We start from the raw sequence: 14,135 nt of genomic DNA, 5'->3' as shown, positions 1-14,135 counted from the left end.
TACGCAAGCACATACGCGCCCGCACAGAAACGGTTACGCGCCGTCCCTGAACCGCCACCCGTGATCAACCGGTCCTACCCCGCCCCCCAGCGCGAACCCGGCCGCGATCGCCCCGGTGACGTACTCCTTGGCCGCCGCCACCGCCTCCGGCACGCTCTGCCCCTTCGCCAGCCCAGAAGCAATCGCTGACGCCAGGGTGCAGCCCGTGCCGTGCGTGTGCCGGTTGTCGTGGCGCGGGGCCCGCAGCCAGTGCTCCTCGGAGCCGTCGGTCAGCAAGTCCAAGGCGTCACCGGGCAGATGACCGCCCTTGACGAGGACCCACTTCGGCCCGTACGACAGCACGGCCGCCGCGGCTCGCCGGAGATCTTCCTCCGACTCGACCCGCACGCCCGTGAGTTGGGCCACCTCGTCGAGGTTCGGCGTCGCGACGGTCGCGACCGGCAGCAGCTTGGTCCGGACGGAGTCGAGGGCCGACTCGGCGAGCAGCGCGTCCCCGTGCTTGGAGATGCCGACCGGGTCGACGACGGCCGGCGCGTCCGTGGTGCCGATCAACTCGGCGACGGCCTCGACGAGTTCGGCCGAGGCGAGCATGCCGGTCTTGACCGCCTGGACGCCGATGTCGTCGACGACGCTGCGGTACTGGGCGCGCACCGCGTCCACCGGCAGCTCCCAAGCACCCTGTACGCCGAGGGAGTTCTGCGCGGTGACTGCGGTGATCACGCTCATGCCGTGCACCCCGAGCGCGAGCATCGTCTTCAGGTCGGCCTGGATCCCGGCCCCGCCACCGGAGTCGGAACCCGCGACCGTCAGAACCCTGGGTGGCGCGCTCACGACTCGATGTCCCCGAAGTGGTCCCAGCCGCCCTTGCTCGTCCAGGGCGCGCCGTCCACCGTGACCTGCGGCAGCGCCGACGGGTTGAGCACCTCGCCGATCACCTTCCAGCGGGCGGGCAGCTTCACGTCGGGCGGGAAGGTCGCGACGATCGCGTGGTCCTCGCCGCCGGTGAGCACCCACTGGAGGGGGTCGACGCCGACGGCCTGCCCGATGTCGTTCATCTGGGAGGGGACGTCGATGTCGCCGGAGCGGACGTCGATGCGCACCTTGCTGGCCTCGGCGATGTGCCCGAGGTCGGCGATCAGCCCGTCGCTGACGTCCGTCATCGAGGTCGCGCCGAGCCCTGCCGCCGCGGGACCCGCGTGATATGGCGGTTCGGGACGCCGATGGGCCTCGACGAAGGCGCGCGGTGAGCGGAAGCCCCGCGAGAGCACCGCGTACCCCGCCGCCGACCAGCCCAGCCAGCCCGTCACGGCGACGACGTCACCGGGCTGGGCGCCGGCCCGGGTGACCGGCTCGTGGTTGCGCAGATCGCCCAGCGCGGTGATCGCGATGGTGATCGTGTCACCGCGTACGACATCGCCACCGACCACGGCCGCGCCCGCGACCTGGCATTCGTCGCGCAGCCCGTCCATCAGCTCGGAGGGCCAGGTGGCCGGGAGTTCGGCCGGGACGACCAGGCCGAGCAGCAGCGCGGTCGGTACGGCGCCCATCGCGGCGATGTCCGCGAGGTTCTGCGCGGCCGCCTTGCGCCCCACGTCGTACGCCGTGGACCAGTCGCGCCGGAAGTGCCGTCCCTCCAGGAGGATGTCGGTGCTCGCCACGACCCTGCGGTCGGGCGCGGCCACCACCGCGGCGTCGTCGCCGGGGCCGACCCGGACCGCCGGGGTGGTGGTGAGACGCGAGGTGAGCTCTCGGATGAGCCCGAACTCCCCCAACTCGCCCACGGTGCCCTTCATGATCGTGTTGCTCCCTCTGTCGCTACCCGTGCCCGGTCGCGAGCCGTCTCCGTACTCGGTACGGTCGAGTTGACCGTCAACTTGTGCAGTCCGTGCACCCCGGCGCGCAAGCCCCAGCCACCGCGGGTCTCCCCGCGGCGAGCGGCAACGCGATACCGTGGCGTTCCTTTTCCCCACATGATCCTCGTGGCCGCCCTGGAGGTTCCGTGGTACAGGCGTACATCCTGATCCAGACGGAGGTCGGCAAAGCGTCGACCGTCGCCGAGACGATCAGCAAGATCCCGGGGGTGATCCAGGCCGAGGACGTGACAGGACCGTACGACGTCATCGTGCGTGCCCAGGCCGACACCGTCGACGAACTCGGTCGCATGGTGGTCGCGAAGGTCCAGCAAGTGGACGGCATCACCCGCACCCTGACCTGCCCGGTCGTGCACCTCTAGCCCCCGTCTACCCTTGGCCGGTGAACTTCTTCCGTCACCGGCACACCGCTCTCTTCGGGCTGCCCGCCCTCGCGATGCTGATCACGATCGCGGGCTGCTCCTCAGCAGACGACAACGCGTCGGTCTCGGTTCCGAGCCCGAACGCGAAGGTCACCAAGCTGTGCCAGAACCTGGACAAGGTGCTGCCGCGGAAGGTGGACGGCCTCGGCCGCAAGGATCCCGAGCCCCGGTCCGCGCTGACCGCGGGCTGGGGAAGCCCGGCGATCATACTGCGCTGCGGTGTCGAGCGGCCTCCGAAGATGATTGATCCGAAGGTGGCGCTCGGCGACGACCCGAAGGCGGTCGGTGGCACCGTGAACGGCGTCGACTGGCTGATGGAGAAGCGGGACGACGGGTCGACCCGCTTCACCACCGCGAACCGCGGCGCGTACGTCGAGGTGACCGTGCCCAAGGGGCGGGACACCTCCGGCATGCTCGTCGACATGGCCGCCTCCATCAAGAAGGCGATCCCCAAGGGGATCGCCAACTGACACGAGGGCGGTGCGAGGCGCTCAGCGCAGCCCGGTCGACCGTCGCAGCGCCGCCTGGACCAGGCGGTCCACCAGCTCCGGATAGCTGACGCCCGTCTCCTGCCACATCCGCGGATACATGGAGATCGGCGTGAAGCCCGGCATCGTGTTGATCTCGTTGATCACGAACTCCCCGTCCTCGGTGAGGAAGAAGTCCGCGCGGACGAGACCCTCGCAGGACGCCGCGTCGAAGGCCTCCACGGCCAGCCTCCGCACCTCGGCCGTCTGCTCCTCGGTGAGCGGCGCGGGCACGATCCCGGACGCCGAGTCGATGTACTTCGCCTCGAAGTCGTAGAAGTCGTGGGACTGCACGGGCGGAATCTCCGCGGGCACGGAGGCGCGCGGCCCGTCCTCGAACTCCAGCACCCCGCACTCGATCTCGCGGCCGCGCAGCAGCGCCTCCACGATGATCTTCGGGTCGTGCCGCTGGGCCTCCTCGATCGCCTCGTCGAGACCTTCGAAGGAATCGACCTTGGTGATGCCGAAGGACGACCCCGCGCGCGCGGGCTTCACGAACAGCGGCCAGCCGTGGTCGCCCGCGAAGTCGATGATCTTCTTACGGGCGGCGGCCGGGTCGAGCTCCCACTCGCGGGGCCGGATCACCACGTACGGGCCGACCTTCAGCCCGAAGGAGGTGAACACCCGCTTCATGTACTCCTTGTCCTGGCCGACGGCCGAGGCGAGCACGCCCGAACCGACGTACGGGACCCCGGAGAGCTCCAGGAGGCCCTGGAGGGTGCCGTCCTCGCCGTACGGGCCGTGCAGCATGGGGAAGACGACGTCGACCTCGCCCAGGGCCTTGGGGACCGATCCGGGCTCGCTGTAGACCACTTCGCGGTTGGCCGGGTCGAGGGGGAGCACCACGCCGCCCTCGCTCGACTCGGCGAGCTGCTCGACGTTCGGCTGCTGCCGGTCGATGATGGCCATCCGTTCCGGCTCGTCGGCGGTGAGCGCCCAACGGCCGTCCCGGGTGATGCCGATCGGCAGGACGTCGTACTTCGTACGGTCGATGGCGCGCAGCACCGCGCCGGCCGTGACCACGGAGATCCCGTGTTCGGAGCTGCGGCCGCCGAAGACGACGGCCACACGCGGCTTGCGAGGCGGCTGCTCAGGGCTCTGGGGGAGGTTCTCGGTGCTCATATCGCGTTGAGAGTACCCGTTGGTACGGCGGTGAGTCAGCGCCCCACCGGGGCCGTTGCTCAGCGTCGTACGAGTGGTCGCACAGCGTTGATTCCTGGCGTCGTACGAGCCGTCGCGGTGCATTGATTCCTGCCGTCGTACGAGCCGTCGCGGAGCAGCGATTCCTGGCGTCGTACGAGCCGTCGCAGGGCGCCGCGCGCCTGATGGTTCAGCGGCGCTCGGGCTTCGCGCTGCGCGACATCAGTTCCTTGAGAGCGACGACCGGCGGCTTGCCCTCGTGGACGATGCCGACGACGGTCTCCGTGATGGGCATGTCGACGCCGTGCCTGCGGGCCAGATCCAGCACGGACTCACAGGACTTGACGCCCTCGGCGGTCTGCTTGGTGACCGCGATGGTCTCCTGGAGGGTCATGCCCTTGCCGAGGTTGATGCCGAAGGTGTGGTTGCGCGACAGCGGCGAGGAGCAGGTGGCCACCAGGTCGCCGAGGCCGGCGAGTCCGGAGAACGTCATCGGGTCGGCGCCCATGGCGAGTCCGAGCCGGGTGGTCTCCGCGAGGCCACGCGTGATGAGCGAGCCCTTGGCGTTGTCGCCGAGACCCATGCCGTCCGCGATGCCGACGGCGAGACCGATCACGTTCTTGACGGCGCCGCCGAGTTCGCAGCCCACCACGTCGGTGTTGGTGTACGGGCGGAAGTACGGCGTGTGGCAGGCGGACTGGAGGCGCCGGGCGACCGCTTCCGAGCGGCAGGCGACCACGGCGGCGGCCGGCATCCGCGCGGCGATCTCCCGGGCGAGGTTGGGCCCGGTGACCACGGCGATCCGGTCCGCGCCGACCTTGGCGACGTCCTCGATCACCTCGCTCATCCGCATGGTGGAGCCGAGTTCGACGCCCTTCATCAGGGAGACGAGGACGGTCTCGGGCGCGAGCAGCGGCACCCATTCCGCGAGGTTTCCGCGCAGCGTCTGGGACGGCACCGCGAGGACCGTGAAGTCGGCGTCCGCGGCGGCCTCGGCGGGATCGGAGGTGGCCCGCAGGTTCTCGGGGAGTTCGACACCGGGCAGGTAGTCCGGGTTCGTCCGGGTGGAGTTGACCGCCGCGGCGAGTTCGCCGCGGCGCCCCCACAGGGTGACGTCGCATCCCGCGTCGGCGAGCACCATGCCGAACGCGGTGCCCCACGATCCGGTCCCGAAGACGGCCGCCTTGACCGGCTTGCTCACGTGGCCTGCCCCTCTTCCTGCTGTGCCTGTGCCGGTGCCTGTGCCTTTTCCTTCGCCGCCGCCCTGCGGCGCTGTGCGATGCGCACCTCGCGGGGGTCGTACGCCTTCTCGGGCGCCTTCTCGCCGCGGATCTGCTCCAGCTGCGCGGTGATGGCGGCCATGATGACCTCGGTGGCCTCCTTCAGGAGGTCCGGGCTCATCTCCTTGTCGTAGAAGCGCGAGAGGTCCACCGGCGGGCCGGCGAGCACGCGGTGGGTCTTGCGCGGAAGGAGGTTGGGCTTCTTGGCATACGGGGGCAGCAGCTCGTTGGCGCCCCACTGGGCGACCGGAATCACCGGGCACTTGGTCTGCAGCGCGACCCGCGCGGCACCCGTCTTGCCGGTCATCGGCCAGCCGTCGGGGTCGCGGGTGAGGGTGCCCTCGGGGTAGAACGCGACGCACTCGCCGCGCTCCACAGCGTCGATCGCGGCCCGGAAGGCGCTCAGCGCGTCGGTGCTCTCGCGGTAGACGGGGATCTGTCCGGTGCCGCGCATGGCGGCCCCCACGAATCCCTTCTTGAAAAGGCCCGCCTTCGCCAGGAATCGCGGAACACGCCCGGTGTTGTACTGATAGTGCGCATACGCGAAGGGGTCCACATGCGAATTGTGGTTCACCGCGGTGATAAATCCGCCGTCGGTCGGAATGTTCTCCATTCCGCGCCAGTCCCGCTTGATCAGAACCACCAGCGGCGGTTTGCAGAGGACCGCTGCGAAGCGGTACCAGAAGCCGATTCTGCGGCGGGGCACGCGGACACCTTCCTCTAGGGCCTGGGGGGCCGCACAAGTGTCGCCCCAGGCCGCCTGTCTGTCGAGAACACGGTACGCCCCGGCGTCCGGAGCGCCAGGGCGGCCGGGTCACAATGGGGCGCGACAAGGGAGGGCGGAACGCTGGTGCGGTGGACTGTGGTCGTACCCCTCAAACCCCTGGCGCGGGCCAAGAGCAGGCTGGCGGACACGGCCGCCGACGGAATGCGCCCCGGGCTCGCCCTCGCCTTCGCACAGGACACCGTGGCGGCCGCGCTGGCCTGCGCGATGGTCCGCGATGTGGCGGTAGTCACGGACGATGCCCTGGCCGGGCGGGAGCTGGCCGCGCTGGGCGCCCGGATCGTCCCGGACGAGCCGGGCGGCGGTCTGAACGCCGCGTTGGCGCACGGAGCGGGGGTCGTACGGTCCTGGCGCCCCGACGGTGCCGTCGCGGCCCTCAACGCCGATCTTCCCGCCCTGCGGTCCGCGGAATTGAGGCGAGTACTCGACGCGGCTGCGGAATTCCCTCGCGCATTTCTGCCGGATGCCGCCGCAATCGGTACAACTCTGCTGGCCGCCGGGCCGGGGCGGGAATTGCTTCCGGCTTTCGGTACGGATTCCCGGGCCCGTCATCGCGCCTCTGGCGCCATGGAACTCCGGCTGCACGCCGTGGATTCCGTACGGCAGGACGTGGACACCGGGGACGATCTGCGGGCGGCGCTGGCGCTGGGGGTGGGGCCGCGTACGGCGGAAGCGGCGGCGCGGTTGCTGATTCCCGGGCAGTAGGCGGGTTCGCACTCCACAGGCCGCCCGTGGCCGGTCGCGCCCACGCGGCGGAGCCCCTGGGTCACAGCGGCGCGGCCCTTGGGGGACCCGTAGGCTGCCCCCATGCAGGCGACCGCGTACACGTACGACCCCGAGACCCGTAGCGGCCAGGTGCTGCTCGACGACGGGACCCCTGTGCCCTTCGACGGCCCGGCGTTCGACGCCGGCGGGCTGCGGCTGCTGCGCCCGGGTCAGCGGGTGCGCATCGAGACCGAGGGCGAGGGCGAGGCCCTGCGGATCACCCTCGTCACCCTGCAGACGCTCTAGGCGTCGCGCACACGCCGCGGGCCGGGCTCCCGAGGGAAGCCCGGCCCGGCGCGTGAGTTGCCCCTGCGCCCCTGCCGACTAGCGGGCGGTGGCCTTCTTGGCGGTGGTCTTGCGGGCGGTCGACTTCTTGGCGGGGGCCTTCTTGGCCGTCGCCTTCTTCGCCGGGGCCTTCTTGGCCGTCGCCTTCTTGGCGGTCGTCTTCTTCGCCGCGGTCTTCTTGGCGGCCGCCGTGGTCTTCTTGGCGGTCGTCTTCTTGGCCGTGGTCTTCTTGGCAGCCGCCGTGGTCTTCTTGGCGGTGACCTTCTTCGCTGTGACCTTCTTGGCGGCGACCTTCTTCGCGGTGGCCTTCTTGGCCGCGGCCTTCTTGACCGTGGCGGCGGCACCGCCGGTCAGGCTGCCCTTGGGCGCCTTCTTGACGGCGACCTCGCCACCGCGCGGGAGCTTCTTCGAGCCGCTCACCAGGTCCTTGAAGCCCTGGCCCGCGCGGAAGCGCGGCACAGAGGTCTTCTTGACCCGAACGCGCTCCCCGGTCTGCGGGTTGCGGGCGTAACGGGCCGGACGGTCGACCTTCTCGAAGGAACCGAAGCCGGTGACCGAGACCCGGTCCCCGCCGACAACTGCACGGACGACGGCGTCCAGTACGGCGTCGACCGCGTCGGCGGCCTGCTGACGCCCGCCGACCTTGTCGGCAATCGCTTCTACGAGCTGCGCCTTGTTCACGTCTTCCCCTTCGGAGACATTGCCCGAACGAATGCGTTCAAGCTTTTTCGCACGTTAGGCAGATATATACCGCAAATCAAACACGAAACGGGCTAATCACCCTTGTGCCGCAACGAACTCGGGCTGTAGCGGAGTTCCTCAGCGTTCCTCTTCGAGGAATCGACCCTCGTCGAGGTCGTTGATGAACCGCTCCAGCCGCCTTGTCGCATCGGCGAGATCGTGCTTGGCCACGGCCGTAATGACCAGCAGCTTCCGGGTCAGCGCCATCCGTACGCCCTCCGGGACTTGCAGTGCGCGCACTCTTGTGTGCGCTTCCTTGAGTTGGGCCGCGACTGCCACGTAGAGCTCGAGTTGGCCGTCGTGTTCCATGCACAGATTGTGCCATCTGGGGCGAGTTGTCGCCTGCGCAGGGGGTAACTGCCGTCCCCGGAAGGGGTTCCGGGCACCGCGGCGCGTCGCGGGACCACGGTGCGCGTACCCAGGCAACCGCCTTTATAACTGGGGGAGTTGGAGCCCTCCGAAGCGGCGCGCCGGAGCCGTCCGAGGGCAGACACAGCTGTACCCCCAACCGTCCACGATTGGGGGTACAGAAGGGTGTTGCGGTGGCCGAAATCAGCCTTGCGTCATCCGCGTATCAGGCGCTCTACCGGACCTGAGTCCGGCCCGCACGTCAGACGTGCAGCGTCTTCGGCTTGTAGGACGGACGCTTGGCCTCGTACGCCGCGATGTCGGCCTCGTTCTGGAGGGTGATGGAGATGTCGTCCAGGCCGTTCAGCAGCCGCCAGCGGGCGTTCTCGTCGAGTTCGAAGGCGGCGGTGATGCCCTCGGCGCGCACCTCACGGGCCTCCAGGTCGACCGTGATCTCGGCCTGCGGGTCCTGCTCCGTCAGCTCCTGCAGCGCGTCCACGATCTTCTGCTCCAGAACCACCGTGAGCAGGCCGTTCTTGAGCGAGTTGCCCCGGAAGATGTCCGCGAAGCGGGAGGAGATGACGGCCTTGAAGCCGTAGTTCTGCAGCGCCCAGACGGCGTGCTCGCGCGAGGAGCCCGTTCCGAAGTCGGGACCGGCCACCAGGACCGTGGCGCCCTTGCGCTCGGGCTGGTTGAGGATGAAGGACGAGTCCTTGCGCCAGGCCTCGAAGAGCCCGTCCTCGAAACCGTCCCTGGTCACCTTCTTGAGCCAGTGGGCGGGGATGATCTGGTCGGTGTCGACGTTGCTGCGGCGCAGCGGGACGGCCCGGCCGGTGTGCGTGGTGAATGCTTCCATGGCTCTCAGACTCCAGCGGGCACGGGGGCGTCGGACAGGTCGGCGGGCGAGGCCAGATGGCCCAGCACGGCGGTCGCGGCGGCGACCTGCGGCGAGACCAGGTGCGTACGGCCGCCCTTGCCCTGCCGGCCCTCGAAGTTGCGGTTGGAGGTGGACGCGGAGCGCTCACCGGGGGCCAGCTGGTCGGGGTTCATGCCCAGACACATCGAGCAGCCCGCGTGCCGCCATTCGGCGCCGGCCCCCTTGAAAACGACGTCCAGGCCCTCGGAGACGGCCTGCAGACCGACCCGCGCGGAGCCGGGGACCACCAGCATCCGTACGCCGTCGGCGACTTTGCGGCCCTCGACGATCGCGGCGGCCGCACGCAGGTCCTCGATACGGCCGTTGGTGCACGAACCTACGAAGACGGTGTCGACCTTGATGTCGCGCAGCGGCTGTCCGGCGGCCAACCCCATGTATTCCAGGGCCTTTTCGGCGGCCAGGCGCTCCGAAGCGTCTTCGTACGAAGCCGGGTCGGGGACGGACGCCGAAAGCGGCGCGCCCTGGCCCGGGTTGGTGCCCCAGGTGACGAACGGCGACAGGGAGGCGGCGTCGATGACGACCTCCGCGTCGAATTCCGCGTCCGCGTCCGACTTCAGGGTCTTCCAGTACGCGACCGCGGCGTCCCACTCCTCGCCCTCGGGGGCGTGCGCACGGCCCTTGAGATACGCGAAGGTGGTCTCGTCAGGGGCGATCATGCCCGCGCGGGCGCCGGCCTCGATCGACATGTTGCAGATGGTCATCCGGGCCTCCATCGAGAGCTTCTCGATGGCGGAACCGCGGTATTCCAGGATGTAGCCCTGGCCGCCGCCGGTACCGATCTTGGCGATGATCGCCAGGATCAGGTCCTTGGCGGTGACGCCCTCGGGCAGTTCGCCGTCGACCGTGATGGCCATGGTCTTGGGGCGGGCCAGCGGCAGCGTCTGGGTGGCCAGCACGTGCTCGACCTGCGAGGTGCCGATGCCGAACGCCAGCGCGCCGAAGGCGCCGTGCGTGGAGGTGTGGGAGTCACCGCACACGACCGTGGTGCCGGGCTGGGTCAGGCCCAGCTGCGGTCCCACCACGTGGACGACACCCTGCTCGACGTCACCCAGCGAGTGCAGTCGTACACCGAACTCGGCGCAGTTCTTGCGCAGCGTCTCCAGCTGGGCCCGGGAGACCGGGTCCGCGATGGGCTTGTCGATGTCGAGGGTCGGGGTGTTGTGATCCTCGGTCGCGATGGTGAGGTCGAGACGCCGCACGGGACGCCCCGCCTGACGGAGGCCGTCGAAGGCCTGCGGGCTGGTCACCTCGTGCAGCAGGTGCAGATCGATGAAGAGGAGGTCGGGCTCGCCCTCGGCGCGCCGGACGACATGGTCGTCCCAGACCTTCTCCGCGAGTGTCCTACCCATCGCTTTCCCTCCGGCCGGCCTGTGTGGCGCCGGCCCAACTAGAGATTTCCGGGGCGGCAAACGTTCGTACCCCTCGTACCGGACGTCGTCCGCCGGGCCCGTTGGTCCGCGGGCCGCTGTGTCTACAAGGGTGGCGCGTTCCACGGAAAATTGAACTTGCGTTTCACAGAGTGAGACGCGAGTATCGTTGCATGGACAACAGTAGCGGCGTCGGCGTTCTGGACAAGGCAGCCCTTGTCCTGAGCGCTCTGGAGTCCGGTCCGGCCACCCTCGCGGGCCTGGTCGCGGCGACCGGACTGGCACGACCCACGGCACATCGCCTCGCCGTGGCACTTGAACACCACCGCATGGTGGCGCGTGACATGCAGGGCCGTTTCATTCTCGGCCCCCGCCTCGCCGAGCTGGCCGCGGCCGCCGGCGAGGACCGCCTCCTCGCGACCGCGGGACCGGTGCTCACGCACCTCCGCGACGTCACGGGCGAGAGCGCGCAGCTCTACCGCCGCCAGGGCGACATGCGCATCTGCGTCGCGGCGGCCGAGCGCCTGTCGGGCCTTCGGGACACCGTCCCGGTCGGCTCCACGCTCACCATGAAGGCCGGCTCCTCGGCCCAGATCCTGATGGCCTGGGAGGAGCCGGAGCGCCTGCACCGCGGCCTCCAGGGCGCCCGCTTCACCGCCACCGCGCTCTCCGGCGTACGACGCCGGGGCTGGGCCCAGTCCATCGGCGAGCGCGAGCCGGGCGTCGCGTCCGTCTCCGCGCCGGTACGCGGTCCCTCGAACCGCGTCGTGGCCGCCGTCTCGGTCTCCGGACCGATCGAGCGCCTGACCCGCCACCCCGGCCGTATGCACGCCCAGGCGGTCATCGACGCCGCCGCCCGCCTCTCGGAGGCCCTGCGCCGCACCGGCTGACTGTTCCGGGACGTCGACGAAGGGGCCTGCCTCAACGCCGCGGCAGGCCCCTTCGCTCCCCCGATCCCCCCCGGTCACCCGGCCTTTTCGGCACCCTCCGCCGACCGGTATGCGAACCGGTCCTTGGCCCGCCGGCCCCGCTTCTCCAGCGGCACCTGACCGTGCGCCGCAGCGAGCCCGAAGGCCGGCATGTGGGCGTAGATCGACTCGTACGCCCCCTCCGGCACGACATAGCTCTCGTGCCACCGCCCGACGTGTGCGCGCACCTTTCCGGCCCGCTCCTGGCGGTTGATGTTCGCCCACGCCTTGTGGTGGAGCATGTCGGGCGAGCTCGCGTACGCGTAGAGCTTCTCCTTCGACTCCCAGTACTGGACGACGTAGTACGTCCGCGGGGACGCCGTCAGCAGCACGTGGCCGAGCAGTCCGCGGCTCTTGTCCTTCTGCGGTTCGCGCAGCATGCGCGGCATCGCGAGGAGCACCGGCAGCCAGTGGTGCACGGCCCAGAAGTGGTTGATGCGCATGCCGATCAGCAGCACGACCGCGTCACCTTCGACTGCGGCGGTGGTGTGGCCCGGTATCGGTTTCGCGAACATGACGATCCCCCGGATCTCCGATCGGATACCAGCACTATCCTTCTGATCAATGCTTGGATAGTGACACTTCCCAAGGAGCGGCGCAAGCCCCCGAAGAGAGGCGCGAGAGATGCGGCTGGCCGAGTTGAGCGAGCGCAGCGGTGTGTCCGTCGCGACGATCAAGTACTACCTGCGCGAAGGGCTGTTGACGCCCGGCCGCCAGGTCAACTCGACTACGGCCGAGTACGACGAGGAGCATCTGCGCCGGCTGCGGCTGGTGCGCGCGATGATCCAGGTCGGCCGGGCGCCGGTGGCGACGGTCCGCGAAGTGCTCGGGCATGTGGACGACGACTCCCTGGGCCGCGCGATCCGCCTGGGCGCGGCGGTGTGGGCGCTGCCGCAGGTACCGGAGCCGGACGAGGAGGACGAATACGTCCAGGCCGCACACCAGGAGGTCACCACGCTCCTGGACCGGCTCGGCTGGGAGAACGCCAAGCGGCTCACGGCCGTCTCCCCCGCGTACCGCTCGCTGGTGGTGACCGTGGCCGCGTTCCGCCGGCTCGGCTACGACTGGGGGGCCGAACGGCTCGCGCCGTACGCCGAGTTGATGCACCGAACGGCCGTCCTCGACCTGGACAACATGGAGACGCATCCGTCGGAGGCGGAGCAGATCGAGTTCGCGGTCCTGGGGGCGATCCTCAACGAGCCGGTGCTGCAGGCGCTGCACCGGCTGGCCCAGGAGGAGGAGACGACGCGGCGGTACGGCTTCGAGTAGCCGGCGCCGGGCACGACGAAGGCCCTCCGCCGAAGTGGAGGGCCTTCTTGTTGTACCCCCGACCGGATTCGAACCGGCGCTACCGCCTTGAGAGGGCGGCGTGCTAGGCCGCTACACAACGGGGGCGTGGATCTTGCGTTTCCGCAGACCCGAGCTGGTCTACCAGGACTCGAACCTAGACTAACTGAACCAGAATCAGTCGTGCTGCCAATTACACCATAGACCAATATGGTTTAGACCAACTGCGTACCCCCGACCGGATTCGAACCGGCGCTACCGCCTTGAGAGGGCGGCGTGCTAGGCCGCTACACAACGGGGGCCCTAGCGATCCTGCATGAGAGTCAGCGGGTGCGACCCGGACTGTCTCCCTGGGAAGGATCTGTACCCCCGACCGGATTCGAACCGGCGCTACTGCCTTGAGAGGGCAGCGTGCTAGGCCGCTACACAACGGGGGCGTTGCGGAGTTGATCTCCGCGGTTGCAGATGAGCTCTGCGAGCTGGCCTACCAGGACTCGAACCTAGACTAACTGAACCAGAATCAGTCGTGCTGCCAATTACACCATAGGCCACTGAAACTCAATCCCCCGTGGGGATCTTGTTTTAGCTTGCGCCTCCGGTTCCCGGCCTTTCGGCCCGCTCTCCGGCGGCGCAGGGAGAACATTACCTGAAGGTGGACGGCGCTCCAAAACGGGTATCCGCGCCGAGGATCGCGGGGAGTTCGGCCAGCGAGGCGATCCGGCGCGGGCCGGCCGGTACGCCCTGGGCGACGGTGTGAGCGCCGCCACGGTCGATCCAGACGGAGAGCAGACCCGCGTCGGCGGCGCCGCGCCCGTCGATCTCCGGGTGGTCGCCGACGTACGCGACCTGGTGCGGGGGCAGGCCGAGGGCGTCGCAGGCGGCGTGGAAGGCCTCCGCCGCGGGCTTGGAGACGCCGAGCTCGGCCGCGCACAGAACGGCCTCGAAGCGGTCGCGGACGCCGAGGACACGGAGCTTCCCGTCCTGCACCCGGAGGCTGGAGTTGGACAGCACGGCGTGCCGGTGGCTGGCGGCGAGGGCGTCCAGGGCGGGCAGCACGTCCGGGAAGAGGGCCCAGGCGGCTTCGTAGTGCGCGACATACCGGTCGAACCACGCGTCGGCCTCGGCATCGCTCAGTGGCTTCTCCAGGAACACCCTGACCCGCTGCCGGCGCTGGCCCTGCCAGTCCGTCTCCCCCGCCGAGAACCTCGCCCACTGGGCATCGGTGATCTGCCGCCAGCGCGCGAGGGCCTGCTCGACGGACTCGTACCCGTCGAGCAGGCCCTCGGCCGCCAAGTGCCCGCCCATCCCGGCCCGGTCCGCGGCCGTGTAGTCGAAGATCGTGTCGTCGATGTCCCACACCACGGCCCTGATGCTCATGAATCGACCGTATCCCGGGCGTGGCGGGCGTGTCGT

At 69.7% G+C, this 14,135-nt stretch carries 17 protein-coding genes and 5 tRNA genes; 6 read left to right on the top strand and 16 right to left on the bottom strand.

Going from position 1 to position 14,135, the window contains the following annotated elements:
* Positions 1-33: 33 nt before the first annotated feature.
* Positions 34-831: a bifunctional hydroxymethylpyrimidine kinase/phosphomethylpyrimidine kinase gene (gene thiD, locus ACZ4RZ_RS21435; protein WP_467746673.1), complete on the bottom strand. Its 798-nt coding sequence runs from the start codon at positions 829-831 to the stop codon at positions 34-36.
* Entirely contained in the window at positions 828-1,793 is a 966-nt protein-coding gene (locus tag ACZ4RZ_RS21430) for a thiamine-phosphate kinase (RefSeq protein WP_189188951.1), read from the bottom strand. The genes thiD and ACZ4RZ_RS21430 overlap by 4 nt, the downstream gene beginning before the upstream one ends.
* Positions 1,794-1,999: 206 nt before the next feature.
* Between ACZ4RZ_RS21430 and ACZ4RZ_RS21425 the strand changes: the two genes are divergently transcribed.
* Positions 2,000-2,233, top strand: a complete 234-nt coding sequence (locus ACZ4RZ_RS21425; protein ID WP_028802415.1) for an Lrp/AsnC family transcriptional regulator — start codon at positions 2,000-2,002, stop codon at positions 2,231-2,233.
* A 20-nt stretch (positions 2,234-2,253) separates the two neighbouring features.
* Positions 2,254-2,763: a DUF3515 domain-containing protein gene (locus tag ACZ4RZ_RS21420; protein ID WP_467746672.1), complete on the top strand. Its 510-nt coding sequence runs from the start codon at positions 2,254-2,256 to the stop codon at positions 2,761-2,763.
* 21 nt (positions 2,764-2,784) lie between these two features.
* Here ACZ4RZ_RS21420 and ACZ4RZ_RS21415 read toward each other — a convergent pair whose 3' ends face one another.
* From ACZ4RZ_RS21415 to ACZ4RZ_RS21405, 3 genes are all read right to left on the bottom strand, one after another.
* The gene (locus ACZ4RZ_RS21415) at positions 2,785-3,942 is read right to left on the bottom strand and encodes a D-alanine--D-alanine ligase family protein (RefSeq protein WP_467746671.1); all 1,158 of its coding nucleotides are present in this window, start codon (positions 3,940-3,942) and stop codon (positions 2,785-2,787) included.
* 208 nt (positions 3,943-4,150) lie between these two features.
* On the bottom strand, positions 4,151-5,161 hold the full coding sequence (locus ACZ4RZ_RS21410) for an NAD(P)H-dependent glycerol-3-phosphate dehydrogenase (RefSeq protein ID WP_467746670.1): 1,011 nt from the start codon (positions 5,159-5,161) through the stop codon (positions 4,151-4,153).
* Complete coding sequence (locus ACZ4RZ_RS21405; RefSeq protein WP_467746669.1) at positions 5,158-5,946, bottom strand: lysophospholipid acyltransferase family protein; 789 nt, start codon at positions 5,944-5,946, stop codon at positions 5,158-5,160. Before ACZ4RZ_RS21405 ends, ACZ4RZ_RS21410 begins: the two co-directional genes overlap by 4 nt.
* Positions 5,947-6,090: 144 nt before the next feature.
* Here ACZ4RZ_RS21405 and cofC point away from each other — a divergent pair, with 144 nt between their 5' ends.
* Positions 6,091-6,729: a 2-phospho-L-lactate guanylyltransferase gene (gene cofC / locus ACZ4RZ_RS21400; RefSeq protein ID WP_467746668.1), complete on the top strand. Its 639-nt coding sequence runs from the start codon at positions 6,091-6,093 to the stop codon at positions 6,727-6,729.
* A gap of 102 nt (positions 6,730-6,831) precedes the next feature.
* Positions 6,832-7,035 (top strand): hypothetical protein, encoded by a 204-nt coding sequence (locus ACZ4RZ_RS21395; protein WP_189188945.1) that lies wholly within the window; start codon positions 6,832-6,834, stop codon positions 7,033-7,035.
* A gap of 78 nt (positions 7,036-7,113) precedes the next feature.
* Here ACZ4RZ_RS21395 and ACZ4RZ_RS21390 read toward each other — a convergent pair whose 3' ends face one another.
* The 4 genes from ACZ4RZ_RS21390 to leuC form a co-directional block, all read right to left on the bottom strand.
* Entirely contained in the window at positions 7,114-7,755 is a 642-nt protein-coding gene (locus ACZ4RZ_RS21390) for an HU family DNA-binding protein (RefSeq protein ID WP_467746667.1), read from the bottom strand.
* A gap of 138 nt (positions 7,756-7,893) precedes the next feature.
* Positions 7,894-8,124, bottom strand: a complete 231-nt coding sequence (locus tag ACZ4RZ_RS21385) for an SCO5555 family protein (protein WP_189188943.1) — start codon at positions 8,122-8,124, stop codon at positions 7,894-7,896.
* A 301-nt stretch (positions 8,125-8,425) separates the two neighbouring features.
* Positions 8,426-9,019, bottom strand: coding sequence for a 3-isopropylmalate dehydratase small subunit (leuD, locus tag ACZ4RZ_RS21380; RefSeq protein ID WP_467746665.1), 594 nt, complete (start codon positions 9,017-9,019; stop codon positions 8,426-8,428).
* A 5-nt stretch (positions 9,020-9,024) separates the two neighbouring features.
* A complete protein-coding gene (gene leuC / locus ACZ4RZ_RS21375; RefSeq protein WP_467746664.1) occupies positions 9,025-10,449 on the bottom strand; it encodes a 3-isopropylmalate dehydratase large subunit in 1,425 nt (474 codons plus the stop codon).
* A gap of 191 nt (positions 10,450-10,640) precedes the next feature.
* Here leuC and ndgR point away from each other — a divergent pair, with 191 nt between their 5' ends.
* Positions 10,641-11,357: an IclR family transcriptional regulator NdgR gene (ndgR, locus tag ACZ4RZ_RS21370; RefSeq protein WP_015036427.1), complete on the top strand. Its 717-nt coding sequence runs from the start codon at positions 10,641-10,643 to the stop codon at positions 11,355-11,357.
* A 74-nt stretch (positions 11,358-11,431) separates the two neighbouring features.
* Here ndgR and ACZ4RZ_RS21365 read toward each other — a convergent pair whose 3' ends face one another.
* A complete protein-coding gene (locus ACZ4RZ_RS21365) occupies positions 11,432-11,950 on the bottom strand; it encodes a DUF4188 domain-containing protein (protein ID WP_467746663.1) in 519 nt (172 codons plus the stop codon).
* A gap of 109 nt (positions 11,951-12,059) precedes the next feature.
* Here ACZ4RZ_RS21365 and ACZ4RZ_RS21360 point away from each other — a divergent pair, with 109 nt between their 5' ends.
* Positions 12,060-12,704 (top strand): MerR family transcriptional regulator, encoded by a 645-nt coding sequence (locus ACZ4RZ_RS21360; RefSeq protein ID WP_467746661.1) that lies wholly within the window; start codon positions 12,060-12,062, stop codon positions 12,702-12,704.
* 53 nt (positions 12,705-12,757) lie between these two features.
* On the opposite strand, the gene ACZ4RZ_RS21355 is transcribed toward ACZ4RZ_RS21360, so the two are convergent.
* From ACZ4RZ_RS21355 to ACZ4RZ_RS21330, 6 genes are all read right to left on the bottom strand, one after another.
* Positions 12,758-12,830 (bottom strand) — tRNA-Glu (locus tag ACZ4RZ_RS21355).
* A 28-nt stretch (positions 12,831-12,858) separates the two neighbouring features.
* A tRNA-Gln gene (locus ACZ4RZ_RS21350) sits at positions 12,859-12,930 on the bottom strand.
* A gap of 21 nt (positions 12,931-12,951) precedes the next feature.
* Positions 12,952-13,024: transfer RNA gene (locus tag ACZ4RZ_RS21345), tRNA-Glu, on the bottom strand.
* 62 nt (positions 13,025-13,086) lie between these two features.
* Positions 13,087-13,159, bottom strand: a tRNA-Glu gene (locus tag ACZ4RZ_RS21340).
* 42 nt (positions 13,160-13,201) lie between these two features.
* A tRNA-Gln gene (locus ACZ4RZ_RS21335) sits at positions 13,202-13,273 on the bottom strand.
* Between the two features lie 91 nt (positions 13,274-13,364).
* Entirely contained in the window at positions 13,365-14,099 is a 735-nt protein-coding gene (locus ACZ4RZ_RS21330; RefSeq protein WP_467746659.1) for an HAD family hydrolase, read from the bottom strand.
* Positions 14,100-14,135 lie beyond the last annotated feature (36 nt).

Source organism: Streptomyces sp. NPDC027189 (assembly GCF_055566975.1).
Note: the sequence above shows the minus strand (reverse complement) of the source record. Positions and strands in the feature narration are given on the sequence as shown.